General features: G+C 68.8%; 20 protein-coding genes. 19 read left to right on the top strand and 1 reads right to left on the bottom strand.

What is annotated here, in order from left to right; translation table 11 throughout:
* The first annotated feature begins 92 nt into the window (after nucleotides 1-92).
* The 19 genes from BMY74_RS14320 to BMY74_RS14230 all read left to right on the top strand — a co-directional run bounded on the left by BMY74_RS14320 (nucleotide 93) and on the right by BMY74_RS14230 (nucleotide 21421).
* A complete protein-coding gene (locus BMY74_RS14320; RefSeq protein ID WP_218159617.1) occupies nucleotides 93-1166 on the top strand; it encodes a glycosyltransferase family 4 protein in 1074 nt (357 codons plus the stop codon).
* The gene (locus BMY74_RS14315; RefSeq protein ID WP_089915541.1) at nucleotides 1163-2260 is read left to right on the top strand and encodes a glycosyltransferase family 4 protein; all 1098 of its coding nucleotides are present in this window, start codon (nucleotides 1163-1165) and stop codon (nucleotides 2258-2260) included. The genes BMY74_RS14320 and BMY74_RS14315 overlap by 4 nt, the downstream gene beginning before the upstream one ends.
* 35 nt (nucleotides 2261-2295) lie before the next feature.
* Entirely contained in the window at nucleotides 2296-3012 is a 717-nt protein-coding gene (locus BMY74_RS14310) for a demethylmenaquinone methyltransferase (RefSeq protein ID WP_089915539.1), read from the top strand.
* 266 nt (nucleotides 3013-3278) lie between these two features.
* Nucleotides 3279-4544, top strand: a complete 1266-nt coding sequence (locus BMY74_RS14305; RefSeq protein WP_089915536.1) for a geranylgeranyl reductase family protein — start codon at nucleotides 3279-3281, stop codon at nucleotides 4542-4544.
* A gap of 265 nt (nucleotides 4545-4809) precedes the next feature.
* On the top strand, nucleotides 4810-5175 hold the full coding sequence (locus BMY74_RS14300; protein WP_030478224.1) for an NADH-quinone oxidoreductase subunit A: 366 nt from the start codon (nucleotides 4810-4812) through the stop codon (nucleotides 5173-5175).
* A gap of 7 nt (nucleotides 5176-5182) precedes the next feature.
* A complete protein-coding gene (locus BMY74_RS14295; protein WP_089915533.1) occupies nucleotides 5183-5734 on the top strand; it encodes a NuoB/complex I 20 kDa subunit family protein in 552 nt (183 codons plus the stop codon).
* A complete protein-coding gene (locus tag BMY74_RS14290; protein WP_089915530.1) occupies nucleotides 5731-6480 on the top strand; it encodes an NADH-quinone oxidoreductase subunit C in 750 nt (249 codons plus the stop codon). The genes BMY74_RS14295 and BMY74_RS14290 overlap by 4 nt, the downstream gene beginning before the upstream one ends.
* On the top strand, nucleotides 6477-7874 hold the full coding sequence (locus BMY74_RS14285; RefSeq protein ID WP_089915527.1) for an NADH-quinone oxidoreductase subunit D: 1398 nt from the start codon (nucleotides 6477-6479) through the stop codon (nucleotides 7872-7874). The genes BMY74_RS14290 and BMY74_RS14285 overlap by 4 nt, the downstream gene beginning before the upstream one ends.
* Nucleotides 7871-8590, top strand: a complete 720-nt coding sequence (gene nuoE, locus BMY74_RS14280) for an NADH-quinone oxidoreductase subunit NuoE (protein ID WP_089915522.1) — start codon at nucleotides 7871-7873, stop codon at nucleotides 8588-8590. Before BMY74_RS14285 ends, nuoE begins: the two co-directional genes overlap by 4 nt.
* Before the next feature lie 9 nt (nucleotides 8591-8599).
* The gene (nuoF, locus tag BMY74_RS14275) at nucleotides 8600-9880 is read left to right on the top strand and encodes an NADH-quinone oxidoreductase subunit NuoF (RefSeq protein ID WP_089915518.1); all 1281 of its coding nucleotides are present in this window, start codon (nucleotides 8600-8602) and stop codon (nucleotides 9878-9880) included.
* The gene (locus tag BMY74_RS14270) at nucleotides 9877-12324 is read left to right on the top strand and encodes an NADH-quinone oxidoreductase subunit G (protein ID WP_089915516.1); all 2448 of its coding nucleotides are present in this window, start codon (nucleotides 9877-9879) and stop codon (nucleotides 12322-12324) included. Before nuoF ends, BMY74_RS14270 begins: the two co-directional genes overlap by 4 nt.
* Before the next feature lie 23 nt (nucleotides 12325-12347).
* Nucleotides 12348-13643: an NADH-quinone oxidoreductase subunit NuoH gene (gene nuoH, locus BMY74_RS14265; RefSeq protein WP_089915791.1), complete on the top strand. Its 1296-nt coding sequence runs from the start codon at nucleotides 12348-12350 to the stop codon at nucleotides 13641-13643.
* A 2-nt stretch (nucleotides 13644-13645) separates the two neighbouring features.
* The gene (nuoI, locus tag BMY74_RS14260; protein WP_089915513.1) at nucleotides 13646-14161 is read left to right on the top strand and encodes an NADH-quinone oxidoreductase subunit NuoI; all 516 of its coding nucleotides are present in this window, start codon (nucleotides 13646-13648) and stop codon (nucleotides 14159-14161) included.
* 5 nt (nucleotides 14162-14166) lie between these two features.
* Nucleotides 14167-15012, top strand: coding sequence for an NADH-quinone oxidoreductase subunit J (locus tag BMY74_RS14255; protein WP_245786119.1), 846 nt, complete (start codon nucleotides 14167-14169; stop codon nucleotides 15010-15012).
* Nucleotides 15009-15308 carry an NADH-quinone oxidoreductase subunit NuoK gene (gene nuoK / locus BMY74_RS14250; protein WP_030473209.1) on the top strand — a complete coding sequence of 100 codons (300 nt, stop codon included), beginning with the start codon at nucleotides 15009-15011 and terminating at the stop codon, nucleotides 15306-15308. Before BMY74_RS14255 ends, nuoK begins: the two co-directional genes overlap by 4 nt.
* A gap of 10 nt (nucleotides 15309-15318) precedes the next feature.
* Nucleotides 15319-17256 (top strand): NADH-quinone oxidoreductase subunit L, encoded by a 1938-nt coding sequence (gene nuoL / locus BMY74_RS14245; RefSeq protein ID WP_089915507.1) that lies wholly within the window; start codon nucleotides 15319-15321, stop codon nucleotides 17254-17256.
* Nucleotides 17253-18821: an NADH-quinone oxidoreductase subunit M gene (locus tag BMY74_RS14240; RefSeq protein WP_089915504.1), complete on the top strand. Its 1569-nt coding sequence runs from the start codon at nucleotides 17253-17255 to the stop codon at nucleotides 18819-18821. The genes nuoL and BMY74_RS14240 overlap by 4 nt, the downstream gene beginning before the upstream one ends.
* Nucleotide 18822: 1 nt before the next feature.
* Entirely contained in the window at nucleotides 18823-20400 is a 1578-nt protein-coding gene (gene nuoN / locus BMY74_RS14235; RefSeq protein WP_089915501.1) for an NADH-quinone oxidoreductase subunit NuoN, read from the top strand.
* Between the two features lie 37 nt (nucleotides 20401-20437).
* A complete protein-coding gene (locus BMY74_RS14230; RefSeq protein ID WP_245786118.1) occupies nucleotides 20438-21421 on the top strand; it encodes a polyprenyl synthetase family protein in 984 nt (327 codons plus the stop codon).
* Here the strand turns inward: BMY74_RS14230 and rarD are convergent, their stop codons facing one another.
* Nucleotides 21422-22345, bottom strand: coding sequence for an EamA family transporter RarD (gene rarD, locus BMY74_RS14225; protein ID WP_089915495.1), 924 nt, complete (start codon nucleotides 22343-22345; stop codon nucleotides 21422-21424).
* Between the last annotated feature and the right edge of the window lie 61 nt (nucleotides 22346-22406).

Raw genomic sequence — 22406 nt, 5'->3', positions numbered from 1 at the left:
AATCGACGATCACCTGGCCACGACGTGAGGTGTTCCGTCCGCGTCAAATCGTGCGTCACGCGGACTTCATGCGGGCACCTCAAGGTGTCGGTGTGCGAGTAGCGATCGTGACCGAGAGCTTCCTGCCCCAGGTGAACGGCGTCACCAACTCCGTGCTCCGCGTGCTGGAGCACCTGCGCAGAGGCGGCCACCAGGCCCTGGTCGTCGCGCCCGGCGCCGGCGCGGAAGAACACCACGGCACGCCCGTCGTCAGGGTCCCCTCCGTCGACGTGCCGCTGGTGACGAGCCTCCCCATCGGTGTGCCGGGCCCGAGAGTGCTGCACGCGCTCGCGGACTTCCGGCCCGACGTCGTGCACCTCGCCTCCCCGTTCGTGCTCGGCGCGTACGGCCTCAGAGCCGCGCGCAAGCTCGACGTCCCGACCGTCGCGGTCTACCAGACCGACGTCGCCGGGTTCGCGGGCAACTACGGGCTCGGCCTCACCAAGCGCGCCGCGTGGCGGTGGACCAAGCGCCTGCACACGCTCGCCGACCGCACGCTCGCCCCGTCGAGCTCGGCGGTGGAAGCGTTGGAGGAGCACGGCGTCCCGCGCGTGCACAGGTGGGGCAGGGGCGTCGACATCGACCTCTTCCACCCGCGTCAGAGGCACAACGACGAGCTGACCATCGGCTACGTCGGCCGGCTGGCCCCGGAGAAGCAGGTGCAGCGGTTGAGGGAGCTGCACGACCTGCCTGGCGTGAAGCTCCGCGTCGTCGGCGACGGCCCGGACCGCGAGCAGCTCGAGAAGGACATGCCGGCCGCCGAGTTCCTGGGCTTCCGCACCGGCCAGGAGCTGGCCGAGGCCTACGCGTCACTGGACGTCTTCATCCACACCGGCCCGCACGAGACGTTCTGCCAGGCCGTCCAGGAAGCCCTCGCCACCGGTCTCCCGGTCCTGGCACCGAACGCGGGCGGACCCCGCGACCTGGTCGACCACGGCCGCACCGGCTACCTGTTCGACGACGACATCACCCAGTACGTCGACCTGCTGCGCGACCCGCTGCGCCGCAGGCGCTTCGGCCTGGCCGCCCGCAAGTCGGTGCTCACCCGCACCTGGCCCGCGATCTGCGACCAGCTGATGGGCCACTACGCGGCGGTCATGGGACTCACCCACCAGGCGGCCGCTTGAGGATCGTCCAGCTCGCCAACTTCTACGGACCGAAGTCCGGCGGTCTCCGCACGGCACTGCACCACCTCGGCACCGGCTACAGCCAGCTCGGCCACGAGGTGGTGCTGGTCGTGCCCGGCGCCCGCGCGGCGGACGAGGAACTGCCCGGCGGCGTTCGCCGCATCACGCTCCCGGCGCTCAAGATCCCGTACACCGGCGGCTACCGCGTGGTCGACCCGTGGCGGGTGAAGTCCCTGGTGGACGACCTGAGACCCGACCGCCTGGAGGTCTCCGACCGCCTCACCCTTCGCGGCATGGGCGCCTGGGCGGGCGAGCACGGCATCCCGAACGTCGTCATCTCCCACGAACGCCTCGACCGCCTGCTCCGGTTCGTGCTGCCGGAGAGCCCGGCCGAACGCGGCGCCGACTGGGCGAACCGCCGCATGGCCGCCTCCTACGACACGGTCGTCTGCACGACGGGCTTCGCGCGCGAGGAGTTCGACCGCATCGGCGCCACGAACGTCACCCAGGTCCCGCTCGGCGTGGACCTGGCCACGTTCACCCCGAGCAGACACTCCGCAGACCTCCGCCAAGACCTGTTGCAGGGCAAGCAGAACCTGCTGATCCACTGTGGACGTCTCTCACCCGAGAAGCACGTCGAACGCTCCGTCGACACCCTCGCCGAACTCCACGAACAGGGCCACTCGGCCCGCCTGGTGATCGCCGGCGACGGCCCGAGACGCACCGCCCTGGAAAAACGCGCGGCGGGCCTGCCGGTCACCTTCCTCGGCTTCGTGAAGTCACGCCTCGACGTGGCCTCGCTCCTGGCGTCGGCGGACCTCTCCCTGGCACCGGGCCCGCACGAGACCTTCGGCCTGGCCGCCCTCGAAGCCCTGGCCAGCGGCACCCCGGTGGTCGTGAGCCAGAGCAGCGCCCTCAAGGAGATAGTCCAACCCTCCTGCGGCGCGGCCGTCGACGACCACGCCGAGGCCTTCGCCACCGCGGCCAGACACCTGCTGGAATCGGGCTCCCGGGAGGCCGCGAGGGCCCGCGCCGAGCAGTACCCATGGCACACCGCCGTCACCGGCATGCTCACCGCGCTGAAGGTGCCCTGAAGATGATCTCAGCGACCCTGACTTAGTCTCTAGTCATGTCGCGAGCCGGCCTGGACAAGAACCCGCGCGAGGTAGCCGAGATGTTCGACGGCGTGGCCAAGGGCTACGACCGCACGAACTCGGTCATGACGCTGGGCTTCGACCGCCGCTGGCGGGAGTGGAGCCGCCGCGTGCTCGACGCACGCCCTGGTGAGCGCGTCCTCGACCTCGCCGCGGGCACCGCCGTCTCCACCGTCGAGTACGCCGCCTCGGGTGCCTGGTGCGTGGCAGCGGACTTCTCCGTGGGCATGCTCGCCTCGGGCGCGCACCGCCGGGTCCCGAAGGTGGCGGCGGACGCCCTCCGCCTCCCCTTCAAGGACAACTCGTTCGACGCCGTCACGGTGTCCTTCGGCATCCGCAACTTCAACGACACCGTCGCCGCCCTGAAGGAGATGGCGCGCGTCACCAAGCCGGGCGGCCGCATGGTCATCTGCGAGGTGTCGACCCCGGTCTTCAAGCCGTTCCGCTTCGTCTACATGCGGTACCTGCTCAAGCTCCTGCCGCTGATCGCGAAGTTCGTGTCCTCGAACCCGGTCGCATACTCCTACCTGGCCGAATCGATGGCCACGTGGCCGAACCAGCGCGCCCTGGGCGAGCTCATCTCGCAGGCGGGCTGGGAGGACGTGGCCTGGTTCAACCTGACCGGCGGCATGGTCGCGCTGCACCGCGCCACCAAGCCGAAGCCGAAGGCGGACGAGCCCGCCGAGGCGTAGGGGCAAGCCGCGAGGAACGGGCACGCGCCCTCCCGCCGCAAGCACGTACGCAGGCCCGGCGCGCGGTGCCAACAGGACAGCCGCACGCACAAGCCGCTTGTGCAGGCAGCCTGGCATGGCGACCCGACCCCACAAACGCGACCAACCCCGCTGGGACCGCCACCAGCCCACACAAGCCGACCCGCACCCGCTCCCCACAGAACCCTCAGCAACGTCCGGTTAGAGTCAGAAACAGAAGCTGCAACCGGTACACGCAGGGAGTCTGGATGAGCAGGCGCGGGATCAACGAGGACGCCGACGTCATCGTCGTCGGCGCTGGACCGGCGGGCTCGACCGCGGCCACCTACCTCGCCAGGGCGGGCCTCGACGTCCTCCTCCTCGAGAAGAGCACCTTCCCCCGGGAGAAGGTCTGCGGCGACGGCCTGACCCCGCGAGGCGTCAAGCAGCTCATCGACCTGGGCATCGACACCCGCGAGAGCAACGGCTGGCTGCACAACAAGGGCCTCCGGGTCGTCGGCGGCGGCGTCACGATGGAGCTCGACTGGCCGGACCTGGCCACGTTCCCGAACTACGGCGTCGTGCGGCCGCGCATGGACTTCGACGAGATGCTCGCGAACGCCGCGAAGGCCGCCGGCGCGCGGATGCACGAGCACACGACCGTCACGAAGGCCATCATCGAGAACGGCCGCGTGGTCGGCGTCGAGGCCAAGCAGGGACCGGAGAAGAACCCGGTCACCTACAGGGCCCCCATCGTCGTCGGCTGCGACGGCGTCTCCGCGCGCCTGGCACTCAGCGTCGGCCTCCAGAAGGACGACGCCAAGCCCATGGGCGTCGCGGTCCGCCGCTACTACAACAGCCCGCGCACCAAGGACGACTACCTCGAGAGCCACCTCGAGCTGTGGGCGCCGGACGGGCAGCTGCTGCCCGGTTACGGCTGGATCTTCGGCATGGGCGACGGCAGCGTGAACGTCGGCCTCGGCATCCTCAGCACGTCCAAGGCCTACGGCACCACGGACTACCGGCAGCTCCTGCGCAGCTGGCTCGACGCGACGCCGGAGGAGTGGGGCTTCCGCGAGGAGAACGCCACCAGCCGGATCGGCGGCGCCGCGCTGCCGATGGGGCTCAACCGCAAGCCGCACTACCGGGCGGGCCTGGTGCTCGTCGGTGACGCGGGCGGCATGGTCAACCCCTTCAACGGCGAGGGCATCGGCTACGCCATGGAGTCGGCCAAGATCGCCTCCGAGTCGATCGTCCAGGCCCTCGCGCGGACCGGCGTCAACCGTGAACGGGCGCTGCACGGCTACCCGGTGCGGATCGAGGAGGCGCTCGGCAGTTACTACCGGCTCGGGAACGTCTTCTCGAAGCTCATCGGTAACCCGGCGATCATGCGGACCGCAACGAAGTACGGAATGCCGCGGAAACGCCTGATGAAACTCGTGCTCAAGCTACTTGCGGGCCTCTACGACCCCAAGGACGGCGACGCAATGGACAAGCTGATCGTGGCCGCCACGAAGCTCGCTCCGACGGCGTAAATTACTCCGAATAGGTGACGGCACCGGCTCAATACGAGCCGGTGCCGTTTCGTTTGTGTCCGTCAAGTTAAACCCCCAGGTCAGACCCTGTGATCCAGGTCATTTACAGGCGTTCTACACTGGCGAGCGACCTTGTGAATCACTTCACAACAGTGTGAACAAGCTTGTGAACTGTTTCACAAGCGTTTGTTAGGTTCGCCTAACAAACGAGTCGGAGAACAACACCCTTAGGGTGCGGTCGACCGCGAGGAAAGGACGACGGAGCGTGCTTGACCCTTACCTCCCCCTCGTATTGATGTTCGCGCTTGCCGGGGCGTTCGCGCTGTTCTCGGTGACCGCAGCTCCCTACATCGGACCCCGCCGCTACAACAAGGCGAAGCTCGACGCGTACGAGTGCGGCATCGAGCCGAGCCCGCAGCCGGTCGTGGGTGGTGGGCGCATGCCCGTCGCCTACTACCTGACGGCGATGCTGTTCATCTTGTTCGACATCGAAATGGTCTTCCTCTACCCGTTCGCCGTAGCGGCCGACAAGCTCGGCCTGTTCGGGCTGGTGGAGATCGTCCTGTTCGTCGCCACGGTCGGCTTCGCGTACGTCTACGTGTGGCGTCGCGGCGGCCTCGACTGGAACTGAGGAAGTCATGGGTCTCGAGGAGAAGCTCCCGAACGGCATCCTGCTGGTCAGCGTCGAGAAGCTGGTCAACTGGACCCGCAAGTCCTCGCTCTGGCCTGCCACCTTCGGCCTGGCCTGCTGCGCCATCGAGATGATGACGACGGGTGGTCCGCGCTACGACCTCGCCCGCTTCGGCATGGAGGTCTTCCGGGCCTCACCGCGCCAGGCGGACCTGATGATCGTGGCCGGCCGCGTCACCAACAAGATGGCGCCGGTCCTGCGGCAGATCTACGACCAGATGCCCGAGCCGCGCTGGGTGCTGGCGATGGGCGTGTGCGCCAGCAGCGGCGGCATGTTCAACAACTACGCGGTGGTGCAGGGCGTCGACCACGTCGTGCCCGTCGACATGTACCTGCCGGGCTGCCCGCCGCGGCCGGAGATGCTGATGGACGCGATCCTCAAGATCCACGCCAAGATCATGGACGAGCCGCTGGGCGCCGTGCGCGCCAAGGCGCTCGCCGACTCGGGCTACCGCACCGATCTCATCCCGTCGTCCGAGCGTTTTGCGAGGAAGAAGTGACCGAGCCAGGGGGAGAGCACTCCAGCGTCAACCGCGCTGGGGAGGACCTCGAGAAGACCAACCCCGTCGAGGCGCGCGAGAAGGCGCCGATCCTCGCGGGCAAGGAGCGCAAGGGCCTCTTCGGCGTCACCGGCTCCGGTGACACGTCCGGCTTCGGCGGCCTGCGCCTGCCCGCCCACGTCGCGGCGCCGTCCGAGCGCCCGTTCGGCGGCTGGTTCGACGAGGTCGCGGACGAGCTGTTCGCCGCCATCGGCGACAAGGGCCTGCCCGCCGACACGGTGCAGCAGGTGACGGTCGACCGCGGCGAGATCACCTTCTACCTCAGGCCGGAGACTTTGCCGGAGGTCGCGCGGATCTTCCGCGACACCCCGTCGCTGCGCTTCGAGCTCTGCAGCTCGGTGTCCGGTGTGGACTACGGCGCCGACGTGCCGCAGCGCCTGCACTCGGTCACCCACCTCACGTCGATGACGTACCGCCGCCGCGTGCGGCTGGAGGTCGCGGTCGACGTCGAGCACCCGCACGTGCCGAGCCTCGTCGAGGTCTACCCGACGGCGGACTGGCAGGAGCGCGAGACCTGGGACATGTTCGGGATCATCTACGACGGTCACCCCGGACTGACCCGCATCCTCATGCCGGACGACTGGGACGGCCACCCTCAGCGCAAGGACTACCCGCTGGGCGGCATCCCGGTCGAGTACAAGGGCGCGGAGATTCCTCCGCCGGACCAGAGGCGGTCCTACTCATGACCGAGCGGCTTTCCGACGTCACCACCGGGACGAACACCAGCGCGACCGGTAGCGACAGCACGGACGACGTCGACACCAGCCCGAACACCCCGGAGGTCGCGGACTCGCGCCGGACCACCGAGGGCACCGTCTACACGGTGACCGGCGGCGACTGGGACGAGGTCCTCGCGGACGCGGTCCACGACGAGCGCATCGTCATGAACCTCGGCCCGCAGCACCCCTCGACCCACGGCGTGCTCCGCCTGGTGCTCGAGCTCGAGGGCGAGACGGTCACCCACGCCCGCAGCGTCATCGGCTACCTGCACACCGGCATCGAGAAGAACGTCGAGTACCGGAACTGGGTCCAGGGCGTCACGTTCGTGACGCGCACCGACTACCTGGCGCCGCTGCACCACGAGGCCGCGTACTGCATGTCGGTCGAGAAGCTGCTCGGCATCACGGTGCCGGACAAGGCGCAGGCCATCCGCGTGCTGCTGATGGAGCTCAACCGCATCAGCTCGCACCTCGTCGCCCTCGCCACCGGCGGCATGGAGCTCGGCGCCCTCACGGGCATGACCTCCGGCTTCCGCGAGCGCGAGGAAGCGCTGCACCTGCTGGAGCACCTCACCGGTCTGCGCATGAACCACGCGTTCATCCGTCCCGGCGGCCTCGCGCAGGACCTGCCGGCGGACGCGGTCGAGAAGATCAACGCCTTCGTGAAGATCATGGAGAAGCGGCTTCCCGACTACGACAAGCTGCTCACCGGCCAGCCGATCTGGCGCAATCGCCTCGCGGGCGTGGGCTACCTGCCCGTCGACGCGTGCCTCGCGCTCGGCATCACCGGCCCGATCCTGCGCTCCGCGGGCCTGCCCTGGGACCTGCGCAAGGTCGAGCCGTACAGCGGCTACGAGAACTACAACTTCGACGTCCCGACCTCGAACGCGGCGGACTGCTTCGCGCGGTACCTGCTGCGCCTCGAGGAGATGCACCAGTCACTGAAGATCATCAAGCAGGTCGTGAAGAGCCTGCCGACGGGTCCGGTGATGGTCGAGGACGCGAAGATCGCGTGGCCCGCGCAGCTCACGATCGGCAGCGACGGCATGGGCAACTCGCTCGAGCACGTCCGCAAGATCATGGGCCAGTCCATGGAGTCCCTGATCCACCACTTCAAGCTGGTGACCGAGGGCTTCAAGGTTCCCGCGGGCCAGGTCTACGTGCCGGTCGAGTCGCCGCGCGGCGAGCTCGGCTACCACGTCGTCTCCGACGGCGGCACCAGGCCGATGCGCGTGCACCTGCGCGAACCGAGCTTCGTGAACCTCCAGTCGATGCCCGCGATGTGCGAGGGCGGCATGGTCGCCGACGTGATCGCCGCCGTCGCCTCGATCGACCCGGTGATGGGTGGTTGCGACCGATGACTCAGGCAGCTGAGAACACCACGTTCGACCAGTCCTCCGTGGACCGCGCGCAGGCGATCATCGCCCGCTACCCGCAGTCCCGCAGCGCGCTGCTCCCGATGCTGCACCTCGTGCAGTCCGTCGAGGGGTACGTCTCCCAGGAGGGCATCCGGTTCTGCGCCGGGCAGCTCGACCTGACCGAGGCCGAGGTCAGCGCGGTCGCGACGTTCTACACGATGTATAAGCGCCGCCCGTGCGGTGAGCACCTCGTGAGCGTCTGCACCAACACGCTGTGCGCGGCTCTGGGCGGCGACGACATCTACTCGACGCTCAAGAAGCACCTCGGCGTGGGCCACGAGGAGACCGCGGGCGAGCCGGGCACGCCGGGCTCGATCACGCTGGAGCACGCCGAGTGCCTCGCCGCGTGCGACCTCGGCCCGGTGCTCCAGGTCAACTACGAGTTCTACGACAACCAGACGCCCGAGAAGGCCCTGGGACTCGTGAAGGCGTTGCAGGCGGGGGAGAAGCCCGCCCCGACCCGCGGCGCCCCGCTCACCGACTTCAAGCAGGCCGAGCTCCAGCTCGCCGGGTTCTTCGAGGGTCGCGAAGCCGACCTCGACGGCCCGTCGGCGGCGCCGGAGACGCTGGCCGGTGCGCAGATCGCCAAGGAACGCGGCTGGGACGCGCCTGCCATGCCGTCCAACGCCGAGTTCCCCGCCCTGCCGGAAAAGAAGTAGGGAACGCACATGGTTGACCCGCTGACTCCCGTTCTCACCAAGCGCTGGACCGAGCCCAGGTCCTGGACCATGGAGACCTACGAGCGCACCGGTGGCTACACCGCGCTGCCGAAGGCTCTCAAGGCCCACCCGGACCAGCTCATCCAGCAGTGCAAGGACTCCGGACTGCGCGGCCGCGGCGGCGCGGGGTTCCCCACCGGCATGAAGTGGGGCTTCATCCCGCAGGGCGACGGCAAGCCGCACTACCTCGTCATCAACGCCGACGAGGGCGAGCCGGGCACCTGCAAGGACATCCCCACGATGATGGCGGACCCGCACTCGCTGATCGAGGGCGTGATCATCACGTCGTACGCGATCCGCGCGAACTTCGCGGCGATCTACGTCCGCGGTGAGGTCCTGCACTGCATCCGCCGCCTCAACGCGGCGGTGCGCGAGGCGTACGCCAAGGGCTACCTGGGCAAGGACATCCTCGGCAGCGGGTTCGACCTGGACCTCGTCGTGCACGCCGGCGCCGGCGCGTACATCTGCGGCGAGGAGACCGCGCTGCTCGACTCGCTGGAGGGCCGTCGCGGCCAGCCGCGGCTCAAGCCGCCGTTCCCCGCGACCTCGGGCCTCTACGCGTCGCCCACCGTGGTGAACAACGTCGAGACCATCGCGTCGGTTCCCTTCATCGTCAACGGTGGCGCGGACTGGTTCCGCGAGATGGGTCGCGACCGGTCGCCCGGTCCGAAGATCTACTCGCTGTCCGGCCACGTCACGCGGCCCGGCCAGTACGAGGCGCCGATGGGCACGACCCTGCGGCAGCTGCTCGACATGGCCGGCGGCATGAAGGACGGCATCCCGCTGAAGTTCTGGACGCCGGGTGGCTCGTCCACTCCGCTGTTCACGGCGGAGCACCTCGACGTGCCGCTGGACTTCGAGGGCGCCGCCGAGGCCGGCTCGATGCTGGGCACCACCGCGCTGCAGATCTTCAACGAGACCGTGTCCGTGCCGTGGGCCGTCATGAAGTGGACGGAGTTCTACAAGCACGAGTCGTGCGGCAAGTGCACGCCGTGCCGCGAGGGCACGTACTGGCTCGTGCAGATCCTGCAGCGGATGGTGGCGGGCAACGGCACGGCGAGCGACATCGACACGTTGCTCGACGTCTGCGACAACATCCTCGGCCGCTCGTTCTGCGCGCTCGGTGACGGTGCCGTCAGCCCGATCACCAGCGGCATCAAGTACTTCAAGGACGAGTTCCTCGCCCTGTGCGACCAGAACTCCAAGGTCCTGGCTGGAGCGAACGCATGACCATCGCGCCTGACAAGCCCAACGCGACCGAGCTCGTCGTGCCGGAAGGCCACGTCAAGCTCGTGATCGACGGTGTGGAGGTGGTGGCCCCCAAGGGTGAGCTGCTGATCCGCACGGCCGAGCGCCTCGGCACGGTCATCCCGCGCTTCTGCGACCACCCGCTGCTGGAGCCCGCGGGCGCCTGCCGCCAGTGCCTCGTCGAGGTCGAGATGGGCGGCCGGCCGATGCCGAAGCCGCAGGCCTCCTGCACGATGACGGTCGCGGACGGCATGGTCGTGAAGACCCAGCTGACCTCGCCGGTCGCCGACAAGGCCCAGCAGGGTGTGATGGAGCTGCTGCTCATCAACCACCCGCTGGACTGCCCGATCTGCGACAAGGGCGGTGAGTGCCCGCTGCAGAACCAGGCGATCGCCCACGGCCGCAGCGATTCCCGCTTCCACGAGCACAAGCGCACGTTCCCGAAGCCGATCAACATCTCCACGCAGGTGCTGCTCGACCGCGAACGCTGCGTGCTCTGCCAGCGCTGCACCCGGTTCTCCGCGCAGATCGCCGGCGACCCGTTCATCGAGCTCCTGGAGCGCGGTGCGCAGCAGCAGATCGGTGTGGCCAAGGAGAAGCCGTTCCAGAGCTACTTCTCCGGCAACACCATCCAGATCTGCCCGGTCGGTGCTCTCACCAGCGCCGCCTACCGCTTTCGCGCCCGCCCGTTCGACCTCGTGTCGACGCCGAGCGTCTGCGAGCACTGCTCCTCCGGCTGCGCCGAGCGCACCGACTGGCGGCGCGGCAAGGTGCAGCGCAAGCTCGCCGGCGACGACCCGCAGGTCAACGAGGAGTGGATCTGCGACAAGGGCCGGTTCGCCTTCCGCTACGCCACGACCGGTGACCGCATCAAGCGGCCCCTGGTTCGCGACAAGGAGAGCGGCGAGCTGCGCGAGTCGTCCTGGACCGAGGCGCTGCAGGTCGCGGCGGCCGGTCTCGCGGCGGCCCGCGACGCGAACGGCGTCGGTGTCCTCACCGGCGGCCGGCTGACCGTCGAGGACGCCTACGCGTACTCGAAGTTCGCCCGGATCGCGTTGCACACCAACGACATCGACTTCCGCGCCCGGCCGCACAGCGCCGAGGAGCTGGAGTTCCTGTCCGGCACGACGGTGTTCACCAACCCGGACAACGGCGTCACCTTCCAGGGCATCGAGAAGGCACCGGCCGCGCTGCTGGTCGCCTTCGAGCCCGAGGAGGAGGCCCCGATCGTCTTCCTGCGCCTGCGCAAGGCCGCTCGCAAGGGCACCAAGGTCTTCCACCTCGGCCAGTTCACGACCCCGGCCGTGGAGAAGACGTTCGGCACGCTGCTCGCCTGCGTGCCCGGTGCCGAGGCGAACGCGATCAACGCGCTGCCGGAGCACGCGTCCGACGTCGTCGAGCTGCTCTCCAAGCCCGGCGCGGTGATCCTGGTCGGCGAGCGCGCCGCCGTGGTCCCCGGCGCGTTCACCGCGGTCGCCCGCCTGGCCGAGCGCACGGGCGCCCAGGTCGCGTGGATCCCGCGCCGCGCCGGTGAGCGCGGTGCGCTCGCGGTCGGTGCCACGCCGAACCTGCTGCCCGGCGGCCGCCACGTCGCGAACGCCGCGGCCCGCCTGGAGGTCGAGCGCACCTGGGGCGTCGAGGAGGGCTCGCTGCCCGCGACGCCCGGCCGCGACACCACGGGCATCCTCGAGGCCGCCGCGAGCGGTCAGCTGTCCGGCCTGGTGGTCGGCGGCGTCGACCCGTTCGACCTGCCCGACCCGCGACTCGCGGAGAAGGCGTTGGCGGGGGCCGGTTTCATCGTGAGCCTGGAGCTGCGTCCGAGCGCGGTCACCGCGCACGCCGACGTCGTGCTCCCGATCGCCCCGGCGGTCGAGAAGGCCGGCAGCTACCTCAACTGGGAGGGCCGCCGCCGCGAGTTCGGCACCACGCTCGAGGGCACCGGTTCGCTGCCGGACTGCCGCGTGCTCGACACCCTCGCGGTGGAGATGGACGCGGACCTGTTCACGCAGACGCCCGCCGCCTCGGCCGCCGACCTGGCCCGGCTCGGTGAGGGCGCCGTCACCGGCTCCTCGCTGAACGTCGCCGCGCCGCTGCAGTCCCCGGCGGGCCCCGGCAAGGCCGTGCTCGCCACGTGGCACCGCCTGATCGGCAACGGCTCGCTGCAGGTCGACGAGCCGCACCTGGCCGGTACCGCGCGTCCGGTCGTCGCGAAGGTCGCGGAGGCCACGGCCCAGCAGTTCGGGCTCGTGACCGGCGGCTACGTGACGGTCTCCACCGACCGCGGCGCGATCACGCTCCCGGTCGAGACCGACGACCTGCCCGAGGGCGTCATCTGGCTGCCCACCAACTCGGGTGACGTGACCGTGCGGGCCACTCTCGGCGCGGGCCACGGCTCGATCGTCTCCGTCAGCGGAGGGACCTCATGACCCAGCACGTCGTCGCAGCGGAGATCGGCGAGACCGCCAAGCTCCTCGCGGACGACCCGATCTGGCTCGTCCTGATCAAGGTCGTCGCCATCTTCGCCTTCCTCGTGGTCATGACCCTGTTCATGATCAACTGGGAGCGCAAGGTCGTCGCGCGCATGCAGCACCGTCCCGGCCCCAACAGGGTCGGCCCGAACGGCTGGCTCCAGTCGCTCGCGGACGGTCTGAAGCTCGCGTTCAAGGAGGACATCCGCCCGGTCCTCGCGGACAAGTGGGTGTTCTTCCTCGCCCCGGTGATCTCCTGCATCCCCGCGTTCCTCGCGTTCTCGGTGATCCCGCTCGCGGGTGAGGTCAACCTGTTCGGCGAGCAGACCGCGCTGCAGCTCGTCGACCTCCCGGTCGGCGTGCTCGTGGTGCTCGCCTGCTCCTCGATCGGCGTCTACGGCATCGTGCTGTCCGGCTGGGCCTCCGGCTCGCCGTACCCGCTGCTCGGCGCGCTGCGGTCGGCCGCGCAGGTGATCTCCTACGAGATCGCGATGGGCCTGTCGATCGTCGCGGTGATCATGTTCACCGGCTCGATGTCGACCGGTGACATCGTCGGCGCCCAGGCCTCGACCGTGCTCGGGTTCGCCCCCGGCTGGTTCGGCCTGCTGCTCTTCCCCAGCTTCGCGATCTACGTCGTGTCGATGGTCGGCGAGACCAACCGCGCCCCGTTCGACCTCCCCGAGGCCGAGTCGGAGCTCGTCGGTGGTTTCCACACGGAGTACAGCTCGCTGAAGTTCGCGCTGTTCTTCCTCGCCGAGTACGTGAACATGGTGACGGTCTCGGCGCTCGCGACCACGCTCTTCCTCGGCGGCTACCACGCCCCGTGGAGCGGCGAGTTCATGAACACCGGCTGGTGGGGCCTGCTCTGGTTCATCATCAAGACGCTCGCCTTCCTGTTCCTCTTCATCTGGCTGCGCGGCACGCTGCCCCGCATGCGCTACGACCAGTTCATGCGCCTGGGCTGGAAGGTGCTGGTCCCGACCAGCCTCGTCTGGATCATGGCCGTCGCGGTCATCCGCACCGGTGCGATCCAGCAGCTCTCCACGGCGCAGCGGCTCATCGCGCTCGGCGTCGTCGTCGGTCTCGTGCTGCTGGTCTCGTTCCTGCTGCCGGACAAGAAGGTCCAGGACACCAAGGGCGTTCCGCTCGCGGGTTCGGGCTTCCCCGTCCCGCCGCTCGACCTCGCGGTCCCCAAGTCAGCGCCCAAGCGCAAGGTCAAGGTCGCCAACATCCCCGCGGACAAGGCAGCCGTCACCACCGGTAAGGAGGCTGAGTAGGGATGTTCGAGTCCCTGAAAGGCTTCGGCGTCACCTTCGGCACCATGTTCAAGAAGGTGGTGACGGAGGAGTACCCCGAGGTCAAGAAGGTGACCGCGCCGCGGTTCCACGGCCGTCACCAGCTGAACCGGCACCCGGACGGCCTGGAGAAGTGCGTCGGCTGCGAGCTGTGCGCGTGGGCCTGTCCCGCGGACGCGATCTTCGTCGAGGGTGGCGACAACACCGAGGAAGCCCGCTACTCACCGGGTGAGCGCTTCGGTGCCGACTACCAGATCAACTACCTGCGCTGCATCGGCTGCGGCCTGTGCATCGAGGCCTGCCCGACCCGTTCGCTCACGATGACGAACGAGTACGAGCTCGCCGACGACAACCGCCAGGACCTGATCTTCACGAAGGAGGACCTGCTCGCCCCGCTGCTGCCCGGCATGGAGCAGCCGCCGCACCCGATGCGGCTCGGCGACAACGAGCAGGACTACTACGTGAACGGCCCGCGCCTGGCGAAGGAGGCTCAGCAGTGAGCCTCCTGGTCCAGTTCCTCGCGCAGCAGCAGCCGGAACCGGTGCAGCGCGTGGTCGACACCGTCACCACGGGCGAGGCCATCGCGTTCTGGGTCCTCGGCCCGCTGGCCCTGGCCGGCGCGCTCGGCATGCTCTTCGCGCGCAACGCCGTGCACTCCGCGCTGTGGCTCGTCGTGACGATGCTCAGCCTCGGTGTGCTGTACATGATCCAGCAGGCGCCGTTCCTCGGCTTCGTGCAGATCATCGTCTACACCGGCGCGATCATGATGCTGTTCCTGTTCGTGCTGATGATGGTCGGCCGCGACAGTTCGGACTCGGTCGTCGAAGTGATCCGCGGCCAGCGACTCGCGGCCGCGTTGCTCGGCATCGGGTTCGCCGTGCTGCTGGTCGGTTCGGTCGGCCGCGCGCTGACCGGTGTCGACGCCCGCGGCCTCGCCGAGGTGAACACCACCAACGGCGGCAACGTCGGCAACATCGGTTCGAAGCTCTTCACGGAGTACCTGTTCGCGTTCGAGCTCACGTCGGCCCTGCTGATCACCGCCGCCCTCGGCGCGATGATCCTGGCCTTCGTCGGCCGCGACGGGAAGCCCGCCAAGAAGACGCAGAAGGAACTCGTCGAGGAGCGCTTCCAGGACGGCAAGCGGGTCGGCTCGCTGCCCGGCCCCGGCGTCTTCGCCACCGCCAACTCGGTGGCCACCCCCGCACTGCTGCCCGACGGCACGGTGGCGGAGGAGTCGCTGTTCGAGGTCATCGAGGCGACCGACAAGTCCAAGCTCTCGGACGACGTCGCCGAGGTGGCCGGCACCGCGCACGAGCCCGACGCGCACGCGCTCAAGGGAAGTGAGTCGTGACCCCCACCTACTACCTGCTGCTGTCGGCACTGCTGTTCAGCATCGGCGCCGTTGGCGTGCTGGTGCGGCGCAACGCCATCGTGGTGTTCATGTGCGTCGAGCTCATGCTCAACGCGGTCAACCTGAGCCTCGTGACGTTCGCGCGGATCAACGGCTCGCTCGACGGTCAGGTGATGGCGTTCTTCGTGATGGTCGTCGCCGCGGCGGAGGTCGTCGTCGGCCTCGCGATCATCATGTCCATCTTCCGGACGCGTCGCTCGGCCTCGGTCGACGACTCGAACCTGCTGAAGTACTGAGGGGTCACCGGTGACGGAACCTGTTGTCGCCAGCGGGGTCGCGAGCTTCGCCTGGTTGCTGTTGGCGCTGCCCGCGTTCGGCGCGGCGGTGCTGTTGGTCGGCGGCAAGCGCGCCGACAAGTGGGGCCACCTGCTCGGCAGCGGTGTGCTGCTCGCGTCGTTCGCCTACGCGCTCGCGCTCTTCTTCTCGACGCTCGGTGTCTCGAACCCCGAGGAGCGGGTGCAGAACCTGCACCTGTTCAACTGGATCGACGTCAACGCGCTGACCGTCGAGTTCGGACTGCGGCTCGACCCGCTGTCGCTCACGTTCGTGCTGCTGATCACCGGTGTGGGCTCTCTGATCCACATCTACTCGATCGGCTACATGGCGCACGAGGAGGGCAGGCGCAAGTTCTTCGCCTACCTGAACCTCTTCGTCTCGGCGATGCTCCTGCTGGTGCTGGGCAACGGTTTCGTGACCCTGTACTTCGGCTGGGAGGGCGTCGGTCTCGCCTCGTACCTGCTGATCGGCTGGTACCAGTACAAGCCGGAAGCGGCGTCGGCGGCCAAGAAGGCCTTCCTGATGAACCGCGTCGGCGACCTGGGCCTCGCGATCGCGATCTTCCTGATGTTCAACAAGCTCGGGACGACGCAGTACACCGAGGTCTTCAGCCGCGTCAGCGAGTTCTCCTCGGCCGAGGTCCTCGCGATCACGCTGCTGCTGCTCCTCGGCGCCTGCGGCAAGTCGGGCCAGTTCCCGCTCCAGGCCTGGTTGCCGGATGCGATGGCCGGCCCGACCCCCGTCTCGGCCCTGATCCACGCGGCGACGATGGTCACCGCGGGCGTGTACCTCATCGCCCGCTCGAACCCGCTCTACAACCTGAGCGAGGACGGCCGCCTGGTCGTCATGATCATCGGTGCCGTCACGCTGCTGATCGGCTGCATCATCGGTTGCGCCTACGACGACTTCAAGAAGGTCCTGGCGTACTCGACGGTCTCGCAGATCGGTTACATGATCCTCGCCGTGGGCCTCGGCCCGATCGGCTACGCGCTCGGCATCATGCACCTGCTGACGCACGGCTTCTTCAAGGCCGGGCTCTTCCTCGGTGCCGGTTCGGTCATGCACGGCATGAACGACGAGGGCAACATCCGCCGGATGGGCGGGCTCTACAAGTTCCTGCCGATCACCTTCGTCACCTGGACGCTCGGCTACCTCGCGCTGATCGGCATCCCGCCGTTCGCGGGTTACTTCTCGAAGGACGCCATCATCGCGGCGGCGTTCACCGGCGAAGGCTGGCGCCCGTGGGTCTTCGGCGGTGTCGCACTGCTGGGTGCCGCGCTGACCGCGTTCTACATGACGCGTCTGCTGATCCTCGTCTTCCTCGGCCAGCCCCGCTGGAAGGACCTGAAGGCGGAGAACGGCAAGGACTACCACCCGCACGAGTCCCCGCTGTCGATGACCGTTCCGATGATCATCCTCGCGGTCGGCTCGATAGGCGGCGGCTGGTTCCTCTCCTCCGGCGGACGTCTCGCCGGCTGGCTGGAGCCGTCGCTCGGCGAGCTCAAGGAAGAGCACGGCGTCATCTCGCACGGCCTGGTCGGCATCCTGACCGTCGCCCTCGCGCTGGTGGGTGCCGGACTCGCGTTCCTGCTCTTCGGCCGCGGCAAGCAGCCGGTCGAACGCCCGGTGCGCGTGTCGTTCCCGGTGCGCGCGGCCCGTGCGGACCTCTACGGCAACGCACTGAACGAGGCCCTCTTCGCGCGGCCGGGCACCTGGCTCACCCGCGCGCTGGTGTTCCTCGACCTGAAGGGCGTCGACGGTCTGGTCAACGGCACCGCGGCGCTGCTCGGCGGTAGCTCCGGCCGGTTGCGCAGGCTGCAGACCGGGTTCGTCCGCTCCTACGCACTGTCCATGCTGCTGGGCTCGATCTTCGTGCTCGGGGCGCTCCTGGTGGTGAGGTTCTCGTGACCTGGGTTCTGATCGCACTGCTGGTGGTGCCGCTGGTCGGCGCCCTGGTGGTGGCGTTCCTGCGCAAGGACGACAAGAAGGCCAAGCTCGTCGCGCTCGCGTTCTCGCTCGTCGAGCTCGTGCTCGGCGTGCTGCTGTGGATCGCCTACGACCCGGACGGCGAGCGCATCCAGCTCGCCACCGGCGTCGACTGGATCCCGGCGTTCGGCGTGCGGCTCTCGTTCGGCATCGACGGCATCGCGCTGGTGATGATCGCGGTCATCGCGCTGCTGATCCCGCTGGTGATCGGCGCCGGCTGGACGGAGAAGCTGCCCGCCGGCCGGTCGCAGGGCGGGTACCTCTCGCTGATCCTCGTCCAGGAGGCCGTGACGGTCGCGGTGTTCGCCGCCACCGACGTCTTCCTGTTCTACGTGCTCTTCGAGGTCATGCTCATCCCGATGTACTTCCTGATCGGCGGCTACGGCGGCGCGCGCAGGCAGTACGCGGCGGTCAAGTTCTTCCTGTACTCGTTCCTCGGCGGCCTGATCATGCTGGCCTCCGCGATCGGCGCCTACGCGATGGCGTCGGACGAGCTCGGCAAGGGCACCTTCGACTGGGCGACGCTCGTGACCGTGGTCCGCGACGCCGACTCGACGACGCAGACCTGGCTGTTCCTCGGCTTCTTCCTGGCGTTCGCGATCAAGGCGCCGCTCGTGCCGTTCCACACCTGGCTGCCCGACGCCGCGGCCGAGGCGCCCATCGGCGTCACGGTGATCGTCGTCGGCATCCTGGACAAGGTCGGCACGTTCGGCATGCTGCGCTACCTGCTGCCGATGTTCCCGGAGGCGTCGAAGAACCTGGCGCCGTTCGTGCTCGTGCTCGCGGTCGCCGGTGTCCTCTACGGATCGCTGCTCGCCACGGGCCAGCGGGACATGAAGCGGTTCCTCGCTTACGTCTCGATCGCGCACTTCGGCTTCATCGCGCTCGGCATCTTCTCGTTCACGTCGCAGGCCGGCGTGGGCTCGGTGTCGTACATGCTCAACCACTCGATCTCGACCGGCATGCTGATCCTGGTGGTCGGCATGGTGATCGCGCGCGGTGGTTCGTCGCTGATCTCCGACTACGGCGGCATGTCGAAGGTGGCGCCGCTGCTCGCCGGCATGCTGCTGATCTCGGGTCTGACCACGCTGTCGCTGCCGGGCACGAACTCGTTCGTCTCGGAGTTCCTCGTGCTGATCGGCTCGTTCCCGACGCAGCCGGTGTTCACGATCATCGCGACGGTCGGCATGGTGCTCGCGGCCCTCTACGTGCTGTGGCTCTACCAGCGGGTCATGACCGGCCCGCTGCGCGGCGACGCCCTCATCGGTGCCGCGGCCGGTCCGGGTGCCGTCGGCGACCCGGAGAAGAAGACCACGATCGGCGACCTCGACAAGCGCGAGATCGCGATCCTGGCACCGCTCGTTGTCATCGTGCTGGCCCTCGGGTTCTACCCGCAGCCGGTGCTCGACGTCATCACCCCGACTGTCGGGGCGACGCTGACCGAGGTCGGCGTGACCGACCCGGTCACCGTGCAGGAAGGCAAGTGACGTGAACCTTCTCGTCGCTCAGGCGCAGACGATCGAGGCGCCGGAGATCGATTACGGCGCCATCGCGCCGCTGCTGATCGTGCTCGGTGCCGCGTGCGTCAGCGTGCTGCTGGAGGCCTTGCTGCCCAAGCACCAGCGGTGGGCCGTGCAGCTCGTGCTCACGCTCGTGACGCTGGTCGGCGCCGTCGGCTCGCTGATCCTCTACGCGACGTCGGAGCGCCCGGAGCAGGGCGTCTCGACGCTGTCGGGGGCGATCGCGGTCGACTCGCCGTCGCTCTTCCTGTGGGCCACGCTGCTGGTGCTGGGCTTCGGCTCGGTGCTGCTGATCGCCGACCGCTCGGTGGAGCCCGGCGGCGCGTTCGTGGCGCAGGCCGCGATCCGTCCGGGCACCGTCCAGGACCGCGCCCAGGCGACGAAGACCGGCATGCAGACCGAGGTCTTCCCGCTCACGCTGTTCGCGCTCGGCGGCATGATGACGTTCGTCGCGGCGAACGACCTGCTGACGATGTTCATCGCGCTGGAAGTGCTGTCGCTGCCGCTGTACCTGCTGTGCGGCCTGGCTCGCCGTCGCCGCCTGCTCTCGCAGGAAGCGGCCGTGAAGTACTTCCTGCTCGGCGCGTTCGCCTCCGCGTTCTTCCTCTACGGCGTGGCTCTGCTCTACGGCTACGCGGGTTCGGTGAAGCTCTCGGCCATCGCGACGGCCGCGGGCGGCACGGACCGTTCCGACACGCTGCTGTTCGCGGGCTTCGGCCTGCTGGTGGTGGGCCTGCTGTTCAAGGCCGCCGTCGGCCCGTTCCACGCCTGGACCCCGGACGTCTACCAGGGCGCCCCGACGCCGGTCACGGCGTTCATGGCCGCGTGCACGAAGGTCGCCGCGTTCGGCGGCATCCTGCGCGTGCTCACGGTGGCGTTCGAGAACACGCAGTGGGAGTGGCGTGGCGTGCTCTACGGCGTCGCGGTGGTGTCGATGGTGATCGGTGCGATCCTCGGCCTCACCCAGACCGACGTGAAGCGCATGATCGCGTACTCCTCGGTGGCGCACGCGGGCTTCCTGCTGATCGGCTCGATCGCCCTGACGCCGGAGGGCGACGCCCCCGGTGTGAGCGCGACCATGTTCTACCTGCTGGCGTACGGCTTCACCACGATCGCCGCGTTCGGCATCGTGTCGCTGGTCCGCAACTCGGACGGCGAGGCGACGCACCTGTCGCAGTGGGCGGGCCTCGCGAAGCGGTCGCCGATCGTGGCGGCGGTCTTCACGTTCCTGCTGCTGGCCCTGGCCGGCATCCCGCTGACGTCCGGCTTCATCGGCAAGTTCGTCGTGTTCAGCGCGGCGATCGACGCCGGCCTCACGCCGCTCGTGGTGATCGCTCTCGTGGCCTCGGCCGTGGCGGCGTTCTTCTACCTGCGGGTGATCGTGCTGATGTACTTCAGCGACCCGGCCCCGGACGGCCCGACCGTCACGGTGCCCGGCGCGTTCACCACGATCGCCATCACGTTGGGTGCCGTCGTGACCTTGGTGCTGGGTCTGTGGCCCACCTTCGTGCTCGATTGGGCGGGTACCGGCACCTTCCTCAGCTAGGACTACGTAGTCTGCTGGTGTGACCAGTAGCGAGCATGTGGGACCGGGGTTCGCGTTGGTGGACCCCGTGCTCACCGAGGTAGTCCAGGACGGCCTGGCCGAGGTTGAGCGCAACCTGCACGACGTCGTGCAGAGCGAGTTCGCCCCGGTGACGGAGACCTCGCTTCACCTTGTGGAGGCGGGCGGAAAGCGGATCCGCCCGCTCTTCACACTGCTCGCGTCGCAGTTCGGCGCCGACTGGGACCGCGAGAAGGTCGTCAAGGCGGCCACTGTGGTCGAGCTCACCCACCTCGCGACGCTCTACCACGACGACGTCATGGACGAGGCGACCATGCGGCGCGGAGCGGTCTCCGCGAACGTCAAGTGGGACAACAGCATCGCGATCCTGACGGGCGACTTCCTGTTCGCCCACGCGTCCCGGCTGACGGCCGACCTGGGGACGGACGCGGCGCGGATCATCGCGGAGACCTTCTCGGTCCTGGTGACCGGCCAGATGCGCGAGACCGTCGGCCCGCAGCCCGGCGAGGACGCCATCTCCCACTACCTCAAGGTGATCGAGGAGAAGACCGGCGTCCTGATCGCCACCGCGGCGAGGTTCGGTGGCATGTTCTCCGACGCCACCGAGGAGCAGATCGACGCCCTGCGCGCGTACGCCGAGGTGATCGGGGCCGCGTTCCAGATCTCGGACGACGTGATCGACATCGCGTCGCCGTCCGTGGAGTCCGGCAAGACCCCCGGCACCGACCTGCGCGAGGGCGTGAAGACGCTGCCGATGCTCTACGCGCTCGCCGACCCGTCCGAGACGCGGCTCGCCGAACTGCTGGCCGGTCCGATCAGCGACGACGAGCTGGTGGACGAGGCCCTCGACCTGCTGCGCAAGTCGTCCGGAATGGACAGGTCGCGCGAGGTCCTCGACGAGTACGCGGACCGGGCCCGCACGGAGCTGGGCAAGCTGCCGCCGTGCGCCGCGCGGGACGCTCTCGAGGAGCTCGCGACGTACGTGGTGGAGCGCACCCGCTGATCAGCTGACCGGCGCGAGCGCCTGCTTGCGCCGGTTGCTCAGCGCGTCGAACGTGAAGATCGCCAGGGCCAGCCACACCAGGCCGAACCCGATCCACCGGCTGGCCGGCATCGACTCGTGCACGACGAACACGCCCCACGCGAACTGCAGGATCGGCGCGATGTACTGCAGCATGCCCATGGTGCTCAACGGGATCAGCCGCGCACCGACGCCGAACAGCAGCAACGGGATCACCGTCACGACGCCGGTGCTGAGCAGCAGCAGGACGTGGCCGGTGCCGGCCGAACCGAAGGTGTTCGCACTGCCCAGCGTCAGCAGGTAGACCAGCGCGATCGGCGCGATGACGGCGTTCTCGGCGGTGAGGCTGGAGATCGCGTCCAGCGGCACCTTCTTCTTCAGCAACCCGTAGACGCCGAACGAGCAGGCCAGGACCAGGGAGATCACCGGCAGCCGGCCGTAGTCGACGGTGAGCACGATCACAGCGACCACGGCCACACCGATGGCGGCCACCTGGGTGATGCGCAATCGTTCCTTGAGGAAGATCATGCCTAGTGCCACGCTCACCAACGGGTTGATGAAGTAGCCGAGGGCGGCCTCGACGACATGATGGCTGTTCACGGCGTAGATGTAGGTGCCCCAGTTGACCGTGATCAGGACGGCCGCTGCGGTGACGATCAACCAGCCCTTCCCCGACAGTTCGAGGAAGGGCCGCCAGTGCCGGAGGACCCCGACGACGACGGCGAGCGTGACGAACGACCAGACGATCCGGTGCGCGAGCACCTCGACCGGCTGGGCGGGTACGAGGAGTGGCCAGTACGCCGGGAACAAGCCCCAAAGGACGTAGGCGAGTGCGCCGCTGGTGACCCCTCGCCCCTGGGTGTGAAGTTCTGGCGAACTGATGGCAGAGGTGGTCAGAGGGGGCACAAAATCCCACTCTACGCTGGGCTTTCCACCCGTTATTTGCGCTGAACGGCGTAGTGACGGA

This window comes from Lentzea albida (assembly GCF_900111005.1).
In the GTDB taxonomy this organism is placed as follows: domain Bacteria; phylum Actinomycetota; class Actinomycetes; order Mycobacteriales; family Pseudonocardiaceae; genus Lentzea; species Lentzea albida.
This window is presented reverse-complemented; position numbering and strand designations above follow the sequence as displayed.

Bases quoted from the DNA above. Each gene is read 5' to 3' on its own strand.
- nuoE (WP_089915522.1), top strand. From the start codon at position 7,871: ATGACTCAGGCAGCTGAGAACACCACGTTCGACCAGTCCTCCGTGGAC.
- BMY74_RS14270 (WP_089915516.1), top strand. From the start codon at position 9,877: ATGACCATCGCGCCTGACAAGCCCAACGCGACCGAGCTCGTCGTGCCG.
- nuoI (WP_089915513.1), top strand. From the start codon at position 13,646: ATGTTCGAGTCCCTGAAAGGCTTCGGCGTCACCTTCGGCACCATGTTC.
- BMY74_RS14305 (WP_089915536.1), top strand. From the start codon at position 3,279: ATGAGCAGGCGCGGGATCAACGAGGACGCCGACGTCATCGTCGTCGGC.
- BMY74_RS14295 (WP_089915533.1), top strand. From the start codon at position 5,183: ATGGGTCTCGAGGAGAAGCTCCCGAACGGCATCCTGCTGGTCAGCGTC.
- nuoF (WP_089915518.1), top strand. From the start codon at position 8,600: ATGGTTGACCCGCTGACTCCCGTTCTCACCAAGCGCTGGACCGAGCCC.
- BMY74_RS14285 (WP_089915527.1), top strand. From the start codon at position 6,477: ATGACCGAGCGGCTTTCCGACGTCACCACCGGGACGAACACCAGCGCG.
- BMY74_RS14310 (WP_089915539.1), top strand. From the start codon at position 2,296: ATGTCGCGAGCCGGCCTGGACAAGAACCCGCGCGAGGTAGCCGAGATG.